The organism is Photobacterium aquimaris, assembly GCF_002954455.1.
Lineage (GTDB): Bacteria > Pseudomonadota > Gammaproteobacteria > Enterobacterales > Vibrionaceae > Photobacterium > Photobacterium aquimaris.
Genome location: NZ_MSCC01000002.1, coordinates 1,195,221 through 1,212,059, shown reverse-complemented (window position 1 = coordinate 1,212,059; position 16,839 = coordinate 1,195,221). Strand labels below are relative to the sequence as shown.

Below are 16,839 nucleotides of genomic sequence, written 5' to 3'. Positions count from 1 at the left end.
GAGAACGCTACTTTCATCATTTAAGACATGCTCATCATGGTAGACACCGCAATGGCCATGAGTCGTGTATTCACAAAAACAAATATCGGGTATCACCATCATGTCAGGACAAGCAGCTTTGATGGTTTTCACCATACGAGCCAATAAACCGTTATCGTTCCATGTGTCACTACCGATTTCATCTTTAGTATGCGAAATACCAAATGGCATTACATAACGTACACCTAATTTATAAAGTGTATGTATTTCATCGGCCAGCATAGTTTCAGGAATACGTGAAATGCCCGGCATGGTGCTAATAGGCACCGCTTCAGTTAAGTTTTCTTCAATGAAGATCGGGTGAATAAGATCAGCCAATTTAAATTCATGTTCACGCACAAGATCACGCATATTAGCGCTACGGCGCATACGACGGATACGTTTAATTGGTACAGAGATAGGGTTGGTCATTGGAATATTCTATTATTATGTTAATCGTGTATACATCATACAAATGTTAGGGTTGATGATGCAAGCAGTTGTGTGGCTTGTTTAAAAGCCACCTACACTTAATTCGATAGTGATTATTCAGAGGTTATTATGAAAGTTTTATTATTATTAATGGTTACTGTTTTCTCTTTTCAGGCATACGCTCAAGATCAATATGTATGTAAAAAAGGGCATAGCGAACGTACTGTCGAGGTTATATATAGCCAACCTAATAGTAAAGTTCCCTGTGAGGTCAAATATACTAAGTCAACGGGCAGTCAAATTTTATGGCATGCTAAGCATGAGATCGGTTATTGCGAAGCCCAAGCGCAACAGTTTGCGACCAAGCTAACAGGATTTGGTTGGTCTTGTCAGAAGGTGAATACAGCAGCACTTACTAGCCATTAACGTAATAAGCATCGAATAGTGGAATTATTTTATTGGATCAAGAAAGGGCGCTTTTTTGATCCGCTTTATTGGTTGTGGTCATGATAGCGTGATCAACAAAAATAAAAAGAGTAAATATCGGCAGTGATCATATGAGCGTGTTTGTGCAGGAATACTGATAGATTTTTCCTATCAGATTAATCAGTTAAAATTGCTTTCGTTTTTAGAGTTAACGGGATAAGTTATTAGAAATTAATTTAAAATAAGATCTGGATATTCATTATGACAACCATGACAACTCGTTGCCCACATTGTAAAGTATTGAACCGTTTACCTCTTGATCGTATTAATGACGAAGCAACATGTGGTACTTGTAAAGAGAAATTACTTGATGGCATGCCAATTGAAGGTACTGCTGATAACTTCGCTAGTTTAATTAATGGCGATAAGCCTGTTGTTGTGGATTTTTGGGCCCCGTGGTGTAGCCCATGTGTAGGTTTTGCGCCAGTATTTTCTGATGTTGCAACTGAACGTAATGGCGCTGCTCGCTTCGTTAAAATTGATACCGAAGCGCAACAAGCACTCGCAGGTCAATACCGTATTCGTAGCATTCCAACCATCATGGTATTTAAAGGTGGTAAAATGGTCGACATGCTAAATGGTGCAATGCCAAAAACTGCTTTTGATGAGTGGTTAAATAGTGCCCTAACAAAATAACCATCAGTGATGTGCTGATGGGGAGTGCTATTCTCTGGTGGTATTTTAATGATTGAGGTCTAGTTATTTATAAAGATAACTGGGCTTTTTTGTATGTGTAATTTAGCTAAAGATCGGAAAGGTGCATTATTTTGCGTTTTATTTATACTATTTATGTATAAATGTAAAAAAACACTATGCTAAATTTTTAATGTGATCAATATCTCTATATACTCTTGCCTCGGCCAGAACAATTACGTTCAGCCACCTTATTACAAGCTGTCACTAGGATATGTGAACGACCCACGGAGTTGGACCGGCGTTAATATAGCTTGTTAATTTAGGTGACTTGTATGTTGTACCATTGGACGAACACTCTTTTCGTTGTTTACGTATATTCACGTAATCCCCATCTTTTGTTGAACCTTCAGCAAATGTTTTTCCGATGCCGCAATACATTCAATACCTTCATTATTCGACACCCATTTATGAATACAGCAGGACGAAATAATGCAGTTGTTAATTAGTTTGGCCGGTATAGCAATACTGGTTTTATGCGCGATTTTACTATCAGATAACCGTAAAGCGATCAATTGGCGTACAGTCATTGGTGCATTAGTGTTACAAGCCAGTTTCGCCGCTTTAGTATTGTATATTCCGCTTGGGCAGAAAATGCTTGGCGCAATGAGCGATGGTGTTGCAGGTTTATTAAGTTTCGCCGATGTTGGCATTAATTTTGTTTTTGGTGACTTAGCCAATATTGAAAAAAGCGGCTTTGTGTTTGCTATTCGCGTGCTACCGTTGGTGATTTTTATCAGTGCGTTAATTTCGTTGTTGTACTATTTCGGTATTATGCAGTGGGTAATTAAAGTTCTCGGTGGTGGTATTCAAAAGCTACTAGGTACTAGTCGAGCAGAGTCATTAGTGGCAACCGGAAATATCTTTCTGTCACAAGGTGAATCTCCGCTACTTATTCGTCCTTTCTTAGCTAAAATGACTCGTTCAGAACTTTTTGTAGTAATGACATGTGGTATGGCATCTGTTGCGGGCTCTGTGCTTGGTGGTTATGCAGGATTAGGGGTTGAGCTAAAGTTTTTGATTGCCGCGAGTTTTATGGCAGCGCCTGGTGGCTTGCTAATGGCTAAAATTCTAGTACCTGAGCAAGAAACGCCAGAAGAGCAAGTTGAGATTGAAATGGCAACCAGTGAGCACAGCAATGCGATTGATGCTTTAGCTGCTGGCGCAATGAACGGTATGAAAGTCTCTGTTGCTATCGGTACAATGTTAATTGCATTTGTGAGTGTGATAGCAATGGCAAATGCTGGTCTTGAGCAAGTAGGTCATGGACTAGCAAGTTTAACAGCTGCGGTTGGCATGGATACTGTGTCACAATGGTTTGCGACGACACCACTGAGCATGCAACTTATTTTGGGCTATATTTTTTCACCATTAGCGTTTGTTGTTGGTGTGCCTGCCAATGAAATGATGACGGCTGGTACCTTTATTGGTGAAAAACTGATCCTCAATGAATTTGTCGCTTTTATGGATTTTGCATCGGTTAAGCAGACATTATCAGCACATACTCAAGTGATTATCACGTTTGCGCTATGTGGTTTTGCCAATATTGGTTCCATCGCGATTCAAATTGGTTCAATTGGTGTGATGGCACCAGAGCGTCGTAGTGATGTGGCTCGACTTGGTTTTAAAGCGGTTATTGGTGCGACATTAGCTAACTTAATGAGTGCTACGTTAGCAGGTATTTTTGTCGCTTTATAAGCATAAGCGCTGATTAAGTTATAATACGATAAAAAATGAAGCCGCAGTAAGCTCTTTACTGCAGCTTTGTTGTTATTTATGTAGTGCTTTTTTATGGCGACTTTTTAGCAATGATTATTTATCAAACTGTTTAATTAATACTGAGGTATCAGCACGATTAAAGCCCCGTTGTTGCAGCTTTTCATATTCGCTATCAACTTGTTTTGCCAATGGTAATTCAACATTAAGTTTTTCAGCTGCATCAAAACAGATAGCAAGATCCTTACGCATCCAATCAATAGCAAAACCAAAATCAAATGAATCTGCAGCCATGGTTTGAGCGCGATTTTCTAATTGCCATGAACCAGCAGCCCCATGCTTTAATACTTCGGTCATAGTGTGAATATCAAGTCCTGCTGCTTTGGCGAGAGTGACAGCTTCAGATAACCCTTGTAATACACCCGCAATACAAAGTTGATTCGCCATCTTAGTTATTTGGCCATAGCCTGTTTCACCCATTAGTGTGGTTGCTTTGGCATATTTTGCAATCGCGGGTTTAGCTTTGTTAAACACGGCCTGGTTACCGCCAACCATGACAGTTAAACAGCCATTAATTGCGCCAGCTTCACCGCCTGATACCGGCGCATCTAAAAAGTCGCAACCGATAGTATGCGCAGCATCGGCAATTTCTCGCGCAACATCGGCAGAGGCAGTGGTATGGTCAACCAAAATAGCCCCAGGTTTCGCTGTTACAAGAATACCGTGTTGACCTTTATAAATTTCACGAACGTCATCATCATTGCCAACACAGGTAAATACAATGTCAGCATCTTTTACTGCGTCACAAGGAGTAAGCGCAATCGTGCCCTGATATTCTTGTATCCAAGCGTCTGCTTTGGCTTGGGTGCGGTTATAAACCGTTACGTGATAGCCTGCTTTAGCAAGGTGTCCTGCCATCGAGTAACCCATTGTTCCAAGACCTAAAAAAGCAACATTTGCAGTCATAGTTAATACTTCCTTGATTTTTATTATGTTCACTTTGTAACATCATAACAGACAACATTATTACGTAAATGGGCATCCTTTGTGTGTGTTTTGTGTAAATGAGTGAGGTTTATCAATAGGATTAATTAATCGAGATTAATCGCTTGTAACAAATTGTGTTGCCAATTATCATAACACTCACTTTTATTTTAGGATTGGTTTAGATAAACACCATGTTATCAGCTGTGTTGCGGATTATGTTTATAGTGATATGTTTAGGAGCAAGTTCATTTGCTTCGGCATCGTCACAGGTGAACATTGACCACACTGCGCAGACCCATCCTGTATATACTGCTGTTATTGAAGCGCCAATCATTAACGCGACGATTACGACGCGACATTGTGATTCGTTACAGCAGCATCAGAGTGAGCCTGAACCAACCCAAAAGTACCCAACAGATCGCTATGTTAGTAATAATGGCTTACCAGTTTCTGTTTATAGCACTAAGTTAGTGTGGAATTTTCCATCGCCAACTAACATCAAATCGCCACAACACAGTGGTAAACATCATCGTTTAGAAGTGATTGATTTAAAAAATATCATTAATACCTCAACCCGATCACTCAATAGTTTCCATCATAATGCTGATGAAATAGCGCCAACATTTGAATTGGCGTTTGAATTACCATTATTGCCGATACCGCTGCTTACCATTGGGTATGCAGAGCCTCTCAGCCCACAAACTGATTGGATCTTAACTATAAAATCCACATCATCGCGTGTATCCGGCTGGAAAGAATCAAATCAACTCTATTCACATTACGGACATTCGTTCGTTACAGCGTAAGACATTACTAGCATTTATGTCATTTATGGCATGGTGTGCTTTACTTAGTGGTGTCTCTTTCACCAACACATAAAACGTTCTATTAATTTATGTATTAAATCTATCAAAAGCTATTATTAAGGCTAATTGTTATCGGCTGTGAATATGATAACAACGTGTTGTTTTGTCTTTTAAAGATAAAAACGAATAATAATTATTGATGTGTTATCGGTCGCAACAAGCTGAACTTGTTGCTAGATATATGGCTTAAAATAATGAGAAAAAAGAATAATAAACAGATTCTGAATCATTACTCAGCATGGAAATATGTTGTGCTAATTGTGACAGTCTCGATTATGTTGCTTAGTGCTATTCCAACCTGGTATGGCGAAAATGCGGCAGTACAAATCAGTGCGAAAGGTGGCGCAATGCCAACACCTTTTGAGATTCAACGTGTTCTAAAAGACCATGGCATAGAAGCCAAGACTATTGAACAGCAGCCTACTCGCACTATTGTGGTGGTTAATTCAACCAAAGAACAAACCAATACCAAAGAAGCATTAAACAGCATCGTTCATAATGAAGGCCGTTTAACGTTAGCACTAGAACCTGCAGCACCCAAATGGCTATTAGGGCTTGGTTTTGAGCCGATTAAGCTTGGCCTTGACTTACGTGGTGGTGTTCAATTCTTGCTTGATGTTGATATGAAGGAAGTTTATAAGCAGCATGCACAGCAGCTAACTGACGATCTTCGTATTGATTTCCGTAAGCAAGATATTCGTGCAGCACGTTCAGAAATGACGAATAATAATCAAGTTATTGTGCGTCTACCAAGTGAAGATGCGAATAACAAAATACGTCAATACGTTCGTACTCAATACCCACAGTGGCAAGCGAAAGATGGCCAAGGCGATAACTTAGTCTTGTCTATGCGTGAAGACGAGCAAACTAATCTGCGTAACTTAACGGTACAGCAGAACTTGCAAACGATGCGTGGTCGTATTGAACAGTTAGGTATTACCGAAGCATCTGTACAGCGTCAAGGTGAAAACCGTATTCGTATCGAGCTTCCAGGTGTACAAGATCCAGCTGCTGCGAAGAATGTAATTGGTGCAACTGCAAGCCTTGCTTTCTATGCGGTTAAGCAAGAAGGTACAGGTAGCACCATGATCATTGACGACAAAGAAGGTCGTCCGGTACGTGTAAGCCGTAAGCCAGTATTAACCGGTGATCATATTATCGATGCGCGAGCGAGCATGGGTGAAATGGGTACACCTGAAGTTAATATTACGTTAGATAGTGCTGGTGGTAGCATGATGTCTGAGTTCTCACGTCATAACGTGGGTCAACCAATGGCAACGTCTTACAGCGAATATACGCGTAATGCTAAAGGTCAGACTGAACAAACAAATAAGATCATCAGTGTTGCAACAATTCAAACTCAGTTAGGTAGCCGTTTCCGTATTACCGGTGCTGGCTCATTGGCTGATGCGCAACAATTAGCATTATTACTTCGTGCAGGTTCATTAACTGCGCCAGTAACAATTGTTGAAGAGCGTACCATTGGTCCAACATTGGGTGCTGAAAACATTAAGAATGGTTTTGCTGCCTTAGCACTAGGTTTAGGTGTGACATTGCTATTTATGGCATTGTGGTACCGTCGCCTAGGTTGGGTTGCGAACATTGCATTGCTGACTAACATGATCATGCTATTTGGTTTATTGGCATTGATTCCAGGTGCGGTATTAACCTTGCCGGGTATTGCTGGTCTGGTATTAACCGTTGGTATGGCTGTTGATACCAACGTGCTTATTTTTGAACGTATTCGCGATATGGTTCGAGATGGGCGTAGTTTTGCTCAAGCGATTGATCGTGGATTTAGTAGCGCATTTGGTACTATCTTCGATGCTAACTTTACAACTATGATCACCGCAGTGGTACTGTACTCTATCGGTAATGGTCCAATTCAAGGCTTTGCATTGACGTTAGGTCTAGGTCTTCTAACCAGTATGTTTACTGGTATATTTACTTCCCGCGCCATTATTAACTTGGTTTGGGGTCGTGATTCTCGTCGAGATGTAAGGGTTTAACGCAATGAAAAATTGGATTATTACAAACTTAACTAAATTGCGTTATATGACCGGTATTGTGTCAATTGCGCTAATGGTTATCTCGATCAGTTTCATTTGTATTCGTGGTCTAAACTGGGGTCTTGATTTTACTGGCGGCGTTGTTAGTGAAATTCAGATGAACAGCCAAATCACTAGTAGTGAAATTGAACCACTGATGGATGCGGGCTTTAAGCAAGACGTAGTGGTGATTGCAGCTGATGAACCTGGCCGTTGGATCCTACGTTATGCTGTACCAGCAAAGGGCGAAACTTACCCAGCAATAACACAAGTGCTAGATCCGCTACATGCACAAGTACAAGTACTAAACACCAGTATTGTTGGCCCACAAGTGGGTGCTGAAATGGCATCTCAAGGTGGTTTAGCATTACTTGTTACTATGCTTTGTATTCTAGGTTACCTAAGCTACCGTTTTGAATGGCGTCTTGCTGCGGGTGCATTACTTGCACTAATGCACGATGTGATTCTAGCTGTGGGCTTCTTTGCAATGACGCAAATGGAGTTTAACCTAACTGTATTGGCGGCTATTTTGGCTATCTTAGGTTATTCATTGAATGACTCGATTGTTATTGCCGACCGTATTCGTGAGTTACTGATTGCGAAACCGAAACAAAACCTTGAAGCAACTAACAACGAAGCGATTATTGCAACGTTCTCACGTACGATGGTGACATCGGGTACAACGTTAATGACAATCAGCTCTTTATGGTTATTAGGTGGCGCATCATTGCAAGGATTCTCTATTGCAATGTTTATTGGTGTGTTAACCGGTACGTGGTCATCAATTTCAGTAGGTACGTTACTTCCTGAATTCTTAGGTTTGAAACCTGAGCACTACTTACCAAAACCTGAGTCACAAGATCCTTAATCGTTAATGATTGAGTAAAAACCGTCGACAGTTATGTCGGCGGTTTTTTTTGCTGTGAATTCAAGATATACAGTTTTTTTAAAGACAGAACGATATTTATTGCTAGACTAAAAAGAAGTTAAAAAAAGCATGGTGAAAGGAGATAGCATGCCAAAAGGAATTATATTTATCTGTGGTGCGGTATTGTTAATTGCGGGTTGTACCCATACCGGTGATGGTGATATTCGTTTCTTACCCGATCAGTACGTCAATAAGGTTGAGTATAATAGCCTTTACCATTATGGCTACAATCAAGGCTGTGAATCCGCACTTGCTAAGGTTAATGTCGCCGAACATACCTACAGCCAAGACAGTACATTAATCAATATTTCAACGCGATTTAAGAGCGGGTGGCAACAGGGCTATTCGGCATGTGAATCTGGAACTGAAAAGATGTTATATAAATTATAAAATACTCAATATTTTTTTGATGTACGTCTATTATTTATAAATTAGTTATTGTTTTATAATTCAGGTGAGTATTATACTCAATATGTAGCATATCATTCTTTAATTACTTTTTGTTATAAGATATAACGATAGTCTTATCGTATAAAAAACAGATCTGATGATCTGTTTTTAGTTACAGGTAAACTAATCTAAAAGAGTTATTGTTTATTTGAAGGTATTTTTATGCAGCAATAGCCGTTACTTTTTGATCATTAAATGCAATATTAGTAGCAACATTTATTTCTGATAATAGTAAATAATGCTCTGGCTTATCATTATTAAGTTCAATAATTATTTGCATATGGGATTCAATTATCTTTTTAAGGTATGCATAGCTCTTGGTAACAACTGTACTATTTAATTGTTTATAGCATCCTCGCTGTGCATATACCCAAATATTATAGCTGCAGTTATTATTCTCTATTTCTGCGATAAATTCCGCAATATTTTTCATCTTTAATCCCTTAATGAATACATCTATGCTATAGACATTATAATTATGCAGCAAAGTGAAAAAACTAAAACCATATATTTATAGTTGATATAAATAATGTGATATTGATGAGTTTTTTGTAGTAATAATGCTGTTTGAATATAACTCACATTAAAATATCTTAAAGTTAAGCTAATATACTCTTAAATAACCTTATTGGACAAATAAGGTTATTTTATAATAGTTATTGTTTAAATTTATAGGATCGCAGGTTAAGGTTGATTTTATGACTATCAATAGTGTTTGTGATTGGGCTAATCACTCAAATTTAGAGCGCCAATATCATGATAATGAGTGGGGACAACCACACAAAGATGATAATTATTTGTTTGAATTTTTAACGTTGGAAGGCGCTCAAGCAGGGCTTAATTGGTATACAATTTTAAAAAAGCGTGCTGACTACAGAAATGCTTTTGAAGACTATAATATTGATAAGCTGGCAGCCTATAGTGACCACGATATTGAATTACGCATAACTACAATTATTAATAATTATGACGTGGTTAGACACCGCGGAAAATTGCGTTCGGTGTTTATCAACGCGCGGGCTGCAAAAGCGCTGCAAATGCAATATGGTAACTTAGCGATACCCTTGTGGCAGTTTGTTAATAATAAGCCCCTTAAGAATCATTGGTCATCAAGTGATGATGTCCCTGTTGCTACTGTGGCATCGTTGGCGATGAGCAAATTTCTAAAACATCATGGGTTTAAATTTATTGGTAACATCACCTGTTATGCGTTTATGCAGGCGGTGGGAATGATCAATGATCATACGACTAATTGTTATTGTTATCATAGTGTTATAGATGGCAAAATTGATACGTTATAAATGTAAAAAAGATCCCATTTATTAGGATAAATTCGTTATCATATTGCATTCATTTTTATGTTTTATGGGGCGTTATGTCAACGAAGGCTGTTAAGTTAATCCAGAAAGTCACCTGGGTTGGGTCTATTGCAAATATTGCATTGGCATTTATAAAAATTACCATAGGTAAACTTACTGGTAGTCAGGCCCTTATTGCCGATGGTGTACACAGTTTTTCTGATTTGGTCACAGATACAGCAATTTTAATCGGTTCGCGGTATTGGACAGCCCCTGCAGATAAAGAACATCCTTATGGGCATGGTCGTTTTGAGACTTTAACTAATATCTTTATTGGCTTTATTTTAGCGATTGTCGGTATTGGTATTGGCTGGGATTCACTACATTCAATCAGCACTCAGTCACATTCTCAGCCAGGTATGCTAGCTTTCAGCGCTGCTGTTATATCAATTGTGGTAAAAGAAGTGCTTTATCGCTGGACTGCTGTTCAGGCTAAAAGTATTAACAGTCGTGCATTATATGCTAATGCCTGGCATCACCGCTCAGATGCATTAAGTTCTTTGCCTGTCGCTATTGCTGTTATTGCGAACTACTTTTTTCCTTCTTTTCATTATTTAGATCAAATTGCTGCATTGATTGTTACTGTAATGATTTTAAAAGCATCGTTTGAAATTCTATGGCCTGCAATTTTAGAATTAACAGAAGCCAAAGCGGATTCTGATATCGAAAAACAAATTCAAACATATGCAGCTGAAGATAAAGATATTAAAGAAGTGCATGCTATAAGAAGTCGCCGCACAGGGAGTACTATTTTATTAGACTTCCATTTATTGGTCGATCCTGAAATGAGTGTTGAGCGTGCGCATAATATCACTGAAAACTTTAAAACCCATTTATTAAATGAATTAAATGAAGTTGTCGATATTATTATTCATATTGAACCTTATAATTGTCATGAGCGAATAATTAATCCGTGCTGCGATGATTGTGATAACAGCAAGGTATAACTTATTCCGATAAACGAATAACAAGACCGATAATTAATATGGTCTTGTTATTATTTTAAATTATTAGAACGACATTAATTAATCGTATTTTGTAGCCAATGACTGATATCCATCAAAATATCATTATAATGAGGGTATTCAATGGCTAAGTTATCAATTGCTGCACTGATTGCAGAACTATTATAAGGCAGGTTAACTAATTGTAGTTCTAATAATTCTAATGGCGCAGGATCTAAACTATCAGTAAACAGTTTTACTTCCGTAATGTTACCTTTATTTACATCAAGGTGTAGCTCAATTCCTCCCCAAATGAAACGCTCATCTAGGCTGTGTGTAAACTGAGGAGTATTGCCAAAATTCCAATCCCAACGACTGAACTTTGCAAATGTTTCATTAAAGCCTGCTAATTCTGGTAATGCTTGTGGTGAAATATGTTCAGCTTCAACATGCTCACCATAATAATCACAAAATGTCTCAATAATGGCATTGCAGACCATATCATGATCAATATTATTCACAATTTGGTTGAGGTTAGTCACGCGAGAGCGTACTGAAGTGATCCCTTTTGCCGCTAATTTCTTTTTATCGGGATTAAGGTAATTCGCAAGCTGGGTTAAATCGGCACTCAGTAATAATGTACCATGATGAAAACCACGATCCATGGTTTCACGGTAGGCTGAACCTGAAAACTTACGCTCACCTTCGACATCTTCAACGACTAAATCATTACGGCCTGTTGCTTTACCTTCGATGCCTATTTTTTTTAGCGCAGTGAGTACAATATCAGTAGAGATGGTTTTATTATAATCGGGTTTACCTGCCATAAAGGTAAAATTGGTATTACCAAGATCATGAAATACTGCGCCACCGCCACTTTGACGACGCGCAAGTGTAATACCATCTTGTTCCATTTTAAGTGTATTACACTCTTTCCATGGATTCTGAGCGCGTCCAATAACAACAGTATTGTCATTACGCCATAAGAATAATACTCGCTGTTGAGTCGACATTGTACGGAAAATTGCATCTTCAACAGCAAGGTTGAACCATGGATTGGTAGAGTCTGAAATCAGTACTTTAATTTTTGAAGACATCATGCATACCTGACTAAATGTGGATGCGATGAATTTACCTTGTCATTTGGTAGAGGTAAAGCAGTCAATATAGAGCGGGAGTATTGTTAGCTAGCAATAAATGAAAAAAAGCCAAATCACATCCTATAAACTGGAACAAATGTGATTTGGTAACATGTCTTCAATTATGGCTTGTCTAGAGAATCTTAATGTTTTCTAGATGATAAAATAAGAATAGCATCACATTTTTAATATGAAAATAACGATAATTGCAAGTTAAGGTTACTATTTGTTGTTGGTTGATAGCGGTAGTGTAAAAAAATAGTGAGAGTTTATTATTGTAAATGCTAATGGATGAAGTAAAACTGATTTTGGAGTAGAAACGAAGAATGAGGATATGAAGCGAATAATACTCTGAAGCGGCGTAATCAGTAAGAGCATGGATTGCTTACCATGCTACCTCTAATCTATGTATGATCTAACTATTTTTAGTTATAGATTCTTTACTGGTTGTTTGTTGTTTGTTCTGTTGGTGTCGGCTGACTTACTTGGTTAAAAACATCATAAGTGATGAAATAGCCAATTAATAAAATGAGAGGAATGAATTTGATCCACTTGTTCATAATGATGCCTAGCTAAAAAAATGTTCGGCTACCATACCAGTCTTCTTCATCGGGTAAATGATTATTTATGAAAAGTTAGGTTTACACTATTAGATGATAAAGACACGAAAAAATGTAAGCGTAATAACATTATGAATTGAATGTTGTTTTTTGCTTTGCTTTGCTTGGGATTGTGGAGATAGACAAAAAGTCGACGAATCGACTTTTTTGAATAGGGAAAGCTTGGGTAACGTATATCTTAGAAATAAAGGCGCATTACTGATTCAGCCACACACGCTGGACGACGACAGCCTTCGATCTCAACTGTAATTTCTTGCACGATTTCTAAACCACGCTTAATCGGTGTTACTGATTGAATTTTTGTTCTGGCACGAATATTAACACCACTCTTAACTGGATAAGGGAATCTAACTTGGTTAAGACCATAATTGACAGTCATTTTTGCTGATGGAAACTTTGGACTCGCAGGATCAACACTGTCAGTTAACACAGAAAGAAGCGACAACGTTAAAAAACCATGGGCAATGGTTGTTTTGAAAGGAGACTCTACAGCAGCTTTTTGCGGATCAGTATGAATCCACTGATGATCTTCGGTAACATTGGCAAAATTATTAATGCGTAGTTGATCAACAGTTAACCATTCACCAACATGAATCTCTTCACCTAATGAAGCTGTAAGCTCATCCATAACTTTAGTTGCTTCTGGGTGGATCTCAATAACAGCAGGCTCAGAAACCGCTTCACCATTAGATATCGATACGAGGTTATGATCTTTAACCCAAGTCGCAAAATGACTGCTGTTGGCTTTATTAAGGAATTCAATCCAATAATCACGGATTGATGGTGATAGCCAGTCTTTAAACTCAAACGGGTGATGTGATAACACTTCACGCTTACGTTTGATAAAATCGACTACTTTTACTTTCATAGAGCATAACCTTAGTTTGAAATGCCACACTTGGGTTTGGGGCAGGGCATTGTAGCTATTATTTACAGTAGTACAACTGGTATTCTTTATAAAAAATACTTATAAGACTCATCGGATGAGTTGATTTTAAAGGATGTTGATGCCTTTACGCAATAATTAAATGGCGTTTTTTAACTGTTTTTTTATAAAAGATTGAGACCAATGGTAATAAAGAGGCTAAATATTACTTATAGGTATCATAAACGATCAGATCTTAACCTGTGCTGAAATACGATAAAGAGTTGCCAGCTATACTATAAAGAAAGACAGCTCATATCATGGAGGAAGGAATGATTGCATATGAAGCTAATTTTGATGGGTTGGTTGGGCCTACGCATAATTATAGTGGCTTATCTGTGGGTAATATTGCGTCGCTAACACATAGCCACGATGTTTCTAATCCTAAAAATGCAGCCTTACAAGGCCTTCATAAAATGAAGGCGTTGGCTAATCTTGGATTATTACAAGGTGTTATTGCTCCTCAAATACGGCCAGATATAAGAATATTACGTCGACTTGGTTTTAGTGGTAGTGATCGCCGTGTGTTACAACAAGCAGCACAGCAAGCCCCAAAGCTATTAACCAGCTGTTGTTCGGCATCAAGTATGTGGGCGGCTAATGCTGCAACAGTATCACCTTCCGCAGATACGAGTGATAATCGTATTCATTTTACTCCTGCTAATTTAGTCAGTCATTTCCATCGTTCTATTGAACATCAAACAACATCAAGCATTTTGTCGGCGATGTTTAATGATGATAATCATTTTTGCCATCATCCACCGCTACCAGCATCTGAATACTTAGGAGATGAGGGATCAGCGAATCACATGCGTTTTTGTGATCAACACGGTGAACAAGGCGTTGAAATGTTCGTGTTTGGACGTTATGGCTTTGACCGTTACCAATCAGCCCCTCAACGTTATCCTGCGCGGCAAACTTATGAAGCCAGTACTGCTATTGCACGTTTGCATCAGTTAGCGCCACAACAGGTCGTGATGGCACAACAAAACCCAGCAGTGGTTGATCACGGTGTGTTTCACAATGATGTTATTGCTGTCGGTAATCAACAAATGTTGTTTTGTCATCAAGATGCATTTTTAGATCAAGCGAATATTTATCAACAACTACAACACAAAATGGGTGTAGATTTTTCTATTATAGAAGTACCAAATGATGTGGTGAGTGTTGATGATGCTGTTAGTAGCTATTTATTTAATTCGCAATTAGTGACGTTGCCTAACGGTGATGTGAGTTTAATTTTGCCACAGGAGTGTCAATATAATGCGAGTATATGGGAGTATATACAGCAGTTATTGCAAGCGCAGGTTGGTATTAATCGGGTTGATTTATTTGATTTAAGTCAGAGTATGCAAAATGGTGGCGGGCCTGCGTGTTTACGTCTCAAAGTTGTATTGAGTGATAAAGAGCGCCAAGCTGTCAATCCTGCAGTATTTTTAACTGAGACGTTATTTAAACGCTTACAAGAGTGGATTGATTTACATTATCGTGATCGGTTAGTGGAAGCAGATTTAGCCGATCCATCCTTATTAATTGAGTCACATACTGCATTAGACGAGCTAACGTATATTTTAAAGTTAGGCTCAGTGTATGATTTTCAACGGGTATAATCCGCATAATCGATAGCGTATATCGGTTGCGGATTATAATAGTAACAGCGCTACTTTTTACCAAAGATGGTTGAAGCAAAACTTTTCAGATTATTGATATCCATTAAGTCATCAATACTGTGGATTTCGCCAGCAGGCTGAATCAGTAAGTTATGATCAATATCTCCACCAGGACTGGCTTGGTCTATCATTGTGGGTAATGCATCTTGTAAGCCTAAGATAACGTCTTGTTCTGGCATGTTGAGCTCAGAACTAAAGGCAGTAAGTTTTTCGACACTAAAGATAGTAGTAATATTTGTTGCTGAAATATGCGCGTTGACGTCATTACTAAGCCAAGAATCAGCAATATTCGAGAGCTCGGCTTGATTGAGTGCTTTAATAATACTTTGCAGATCTACATTCTGACCTTGATCGTTTCCATCTAACAAATGAGAGAGTGCAGTAAAGATACTGTTTTCATCAACAGCTTGAGTATTTGCACGTGATTGATTAAAAAATTGTGCCCCAAGACGAACTATTTCGACCATATCCATGATTATAATTCCTTGCTCGATAAGTTATTTATGCGGTTACTAAAAATCGTGATGCTAATGTTATGCACAAAACTCAATAAGCCCATGTTATATTCCCTGCTGAGTTTATTTCCAATGATTATTAATAGGTATGTTAATAATCATAATATAAAAAATAGATTAAATAATCAGCATTTTCCGACATTTTAATGCTAAAAATGTATATTGAATTTATTTTTAGTATTGTTGCTTATAAAGGGTCGGAGTGATTTACTTGAGGTATTGATTGTAATAATCAAGATATCTATGTGCAGCAATACTTGACCTGTTTTAGAGCAAACAGAGATAATAGTCTTCATTAATCTATGAATGTAATTATTACTCATCGCCATGAGTAATTGATGGAGTTTCAATGGCAAAGCTAAGCCTACAAGAGCAAATGCTAAAAGCGGGTCTTATTGATAAGAAAAAGCTAAAAAAAGCAGGTAAGACAAACAAAAAATCACGTACTCAAGCGAAAGAAGCAAAAGCTGCTGTTGAGGAAAATCGAATCTCTCAGTTAGAGAAAGATAAAGCACTCAACCGTCAGCGAGATGAAGATGCACAACAAAAAGCATTTTTAGCGCAGGTAAAACAACTGATTGAGATGAACCGCTTAGATCGCAGTAGTGGTGATATTGGTTATAACTTTACTGATGGTACAACGGTTAAGAAAATTTATGTCGATAAGCTAATGCAAGCACAACTTGTTAATGGTCGTCTTGCTATCGCACGTTATCTTGATGGTTACGAAATTATTCCAGCCGCCGTCGCTGATAAAATCGCATTGCGTGATCAAGAGTCGATTGTGCTTAATAATGTGGTTGATGAAAGTATCAGTGATGAAGATGACCCATATGCAGATTTCGTTATTCCTGATGATCTGATGTGGTAAATACCGCGAATTTAAAAAAGTCTCTTTTGAGGCTTTTTTTATAGCTAAATATTTGTCGAGATAATTATTAAGTATTACTGTTTAAATGAATATTTAACAATAAGTGCCATAAAATAATTATACAAACGTAACCGTTTTCGAATTAAATCTTGCTTGAAGACGGTTGTAATTCA

The 16,839-nt window shown here is 38.0% G+C and carries 16 protein-coding genes and 1 pseudogene; 11 read left to right on the top strand and 6 right to left on the bottom strand.

Annotation, left to right across the window (positions count from 1 at the left end):
* Window positions 1-450: pseudogene (locus BTN98_RS16155) on the bottom strand (porphobilinogen synthase); the annotation flags it as partial.
* Window positions 451-579: 129 nt separating this feature from the next.
* On the opposite strand from BTN98_RS16155, the gene BTN98_RS16150 reads away from it, so the two are divergent.
* From BTN98_RS16150 to BTN98_RS16140, 3 genes are all read left to right on the top strand, one after another.
* Window positions 580-876, top strand: coding sequence for a hypothetical protein (locus BTN98_RS16150; protein ID WP_060998372.1), 297 nt, complete (start codon window positions 580-582; stop codon window positions 874-876).
* 261 nt (window positions 877-1,137) lie between these two features.
* The gene (gene trxC / locus BTN98_RS16145; protein ID WP_060998373.1) at window positions 1,138-1,572 is read left to right on the top strand and encodes a thioredoxin TrxC; all 435 of its coding nucleotides are present in this window, start codon (window positions 1,138-1,140) and stop codon (window positions 1,570-1,572) included.
* Window positions 1,573-2,061: 489 nt separating this feature from the next.
* A complete protein-coding gene (locus tag BTN98_RS16140) occupies window positions 2,062-3,327 on the top strand; it encodes a NupC/NupG family nucleoside CNT transporter (protein ID WP_060998374.1) in 1,266 nt (421 codons plus the stop codon).
* 114 nt (window positions 3,328-3,441) lie between these two features.
* Here the strand turns inward: BTN98_RS16140 and BTN98_RS16135 are convergent, their stop codons facing one another.
* On the bottom strand, window positions 3,442-4,311 hold the full coding sequence (locus BTN98_RS16135) for an NAD(P)-dependent oxidoreductase (RefSeq protein WP_060998375.1): 870 nt from the start codon (window positions 4,309-4,311) through the stop codon (window positions 3,442-3,444).
* Between the two features lie 245 nt (window positions 4,312-4,556).
* Here BTN98_RS16135 and BTN98_RS16130 point away from each other — a divergent pair, with 245 nt between their 5' ends.
* The 4 genes from BTN98_RS16130 (at window position 4,557) to BTN98_RS16115 (ending at window position 8,564) form a co-directional block, all read left to right on the top strand.
* Complete coding sequence (locus tag BTN98_RS16130) at window positions 4,557-5,138, top strand: hypothetical protein (RefSeq protein WP_146107034.1); 582 nt, start codon at window positions 4,557-4,559, stop codon at window positions 5,136-5,138.
* Window positions 5,139-5,392: 254 nt separating this feature from the next.
* On the top strand, window positions 5,393-7,207 hold the full coding sequence (gene secD, locus BTN98_RS16125) for a protein translocase subunit SecD (RefSeq protein WP_060998377.1): 1,815 nt from the start codon (window positions 5,393-5,395) through the stop codon (window positions 7,205-7,207).
* A gap of 4 nt (window positions 7,208-7,211) precedes the next feature.
* A complete protein-coding gene (gene secF, locus BTN98_RS16120; RefSeq protein ID WP_060998378.1) occupies window positions 7,212-8,114 on the top strand; it encodes a protein translocase subunit SecF in 903 nt (300 codons plus the stop codon).
* A gap of 147 nt (window positions 8,115-8,261) precedes the next feature.
* On the top strand, window positions 8,262-8,564 hold the full coding sequence (locus tag BTN98_RS16115) for a hypothetical protein (RefSeq protein ID WP_065190085.1): 303 nt from the start codon (window positions 8,262-8,264) through the stop codon (window positions 8,562-8,564).
* 220 nt (window positions 8,565-8,784) lie between these two features.
* On the opposite strand, the gene BTN98_RS16110 is transcribed toward BTN98_RS16115, so the two are convergent.
* Complete coding sequence (locus tag BTN98_RS16110; RefSeq protein WP_060998380.1) at window positions 8,785-9,057, bottom strand: hypothetical protein; 273 nt, start codon at window positions 9,055-9,057, stop codon at window positions 8,785-8,787.
* A 265-nt stretch (window positions 9,058-9,322) separates the two neighbouring features.
* Between BTN98_RS16110 and BTN98_RS16105 the strand changes: the two genes are divergently transcribed.
* Window positions 9,323-9,925: a DNA-3-methyladenine glycosylase I gene (locus tag BTN98_RS16105; protein ID WP_060998381.1), complete on the top strand. Its 603-nt coding sequence runs from the start codon at window positions 9,323-9,325 to the stop codon at window positions 9,923-9,925.
* A 74-nt stretch (window positions 9,926-9,999) separates the two neighbouring features.
* Window positions 10,000-10,929: a cation diffusion facilitator family transporter gene (locus BTN98_RS16100; protein ID WP_060998382.1), complete on the top strand. Its 930-nt coding sequence runs from the start codon at window positions 10,000-10,002 to the stop codon at window positions 10,927-10,929.
* Window positions 10,930-11,003: 74 nt separating this feature from the next.
* Here BTN98_RS16100 and BTN98_RS16095 read toward each other — a convergent pair whose 3' ends face one another.
* Both BTN98_RS16095 and BTN98_RS16090 read right to left on the bottom strand, forming a co-directional pair.
* The gene (locus BTN98_RS16095; protein ID WP_060998383.1) at window positions 11,004-12,023 is read right to left on the bottom strand and encodes a lipoate--protein ligase; all 1,020 of its coding nucleotides are present in this window, start codon (window positions 12,021-12,023) and stop codon (window positions 11,004-11,006) included.
* A gap of 840 nt (window positions 12,024-12,863) precedes the next feature.
* Window positions 12,864-13,553 (bottom strand): MaoC family dehydratase, encoded by a 690-nt coding sequence (locus BTN98_RS16090; RefSeq protein WP_060998384.1) that lies wholly within the window; start codon window positions 13,551-13,553, stop codon window positions 12,864-12,866.
* 329 nt (window positions 13,554-13,882) lie between these two features.
* Between BTN98_RS16090 and astB the strand changes: the two genes are divergently transcribed.
* On the top strand, window positions 13,883-15,220 hold the full coding sequence (gene astB, locus BTN98_RS16085) for an N-succinylarginine dihydrolase (protein ID WP_060998385.1): 1,338 nt from the start codon (window positions 13,883-13,885) through the stop codon (window positions 15,218-15,220).
* A gap of 50 nt (window positions 15,221-15,270) precedes the next feature.
* Here astB and BTN98_RS16080 read toward each other — a convergent pair whose 3' ends face one another.
* Window positions 15,271-15,753 carry a YidB family protein gene (locus BTN98_RS16080; RefSeq protein WP_060998386.1) on the bottom strand — a complete coding sequence of 161 codons (483 nt, stop codon included), beginning with the start codon at window positions 15,751-15,753 and terminating at the stop codon, window positions 15,271-15,273.
* 391 nt (window positions 15,754-16,144) lie between these two features.
* On the opposite strand from BTN98_RS16080, the gene BTN98_RS16075 reads away from it, so the two are divergent.
* Window positions 16,145-16,666 carry a DUF2058 domain-containing protein gene (locus BTN98_RS16075; RefSeq protein ID WP_060998387.1) on the top strand — a complete coding sequence of 174 codons (522 nt, stop codon included), beginning with the start codon at window positions 16,145-16,147 and terminating at the stop codon, window positions 16,664-16,666.
* Window positions 16,667-16,839 lie beyond the last annotated feature (173 nt).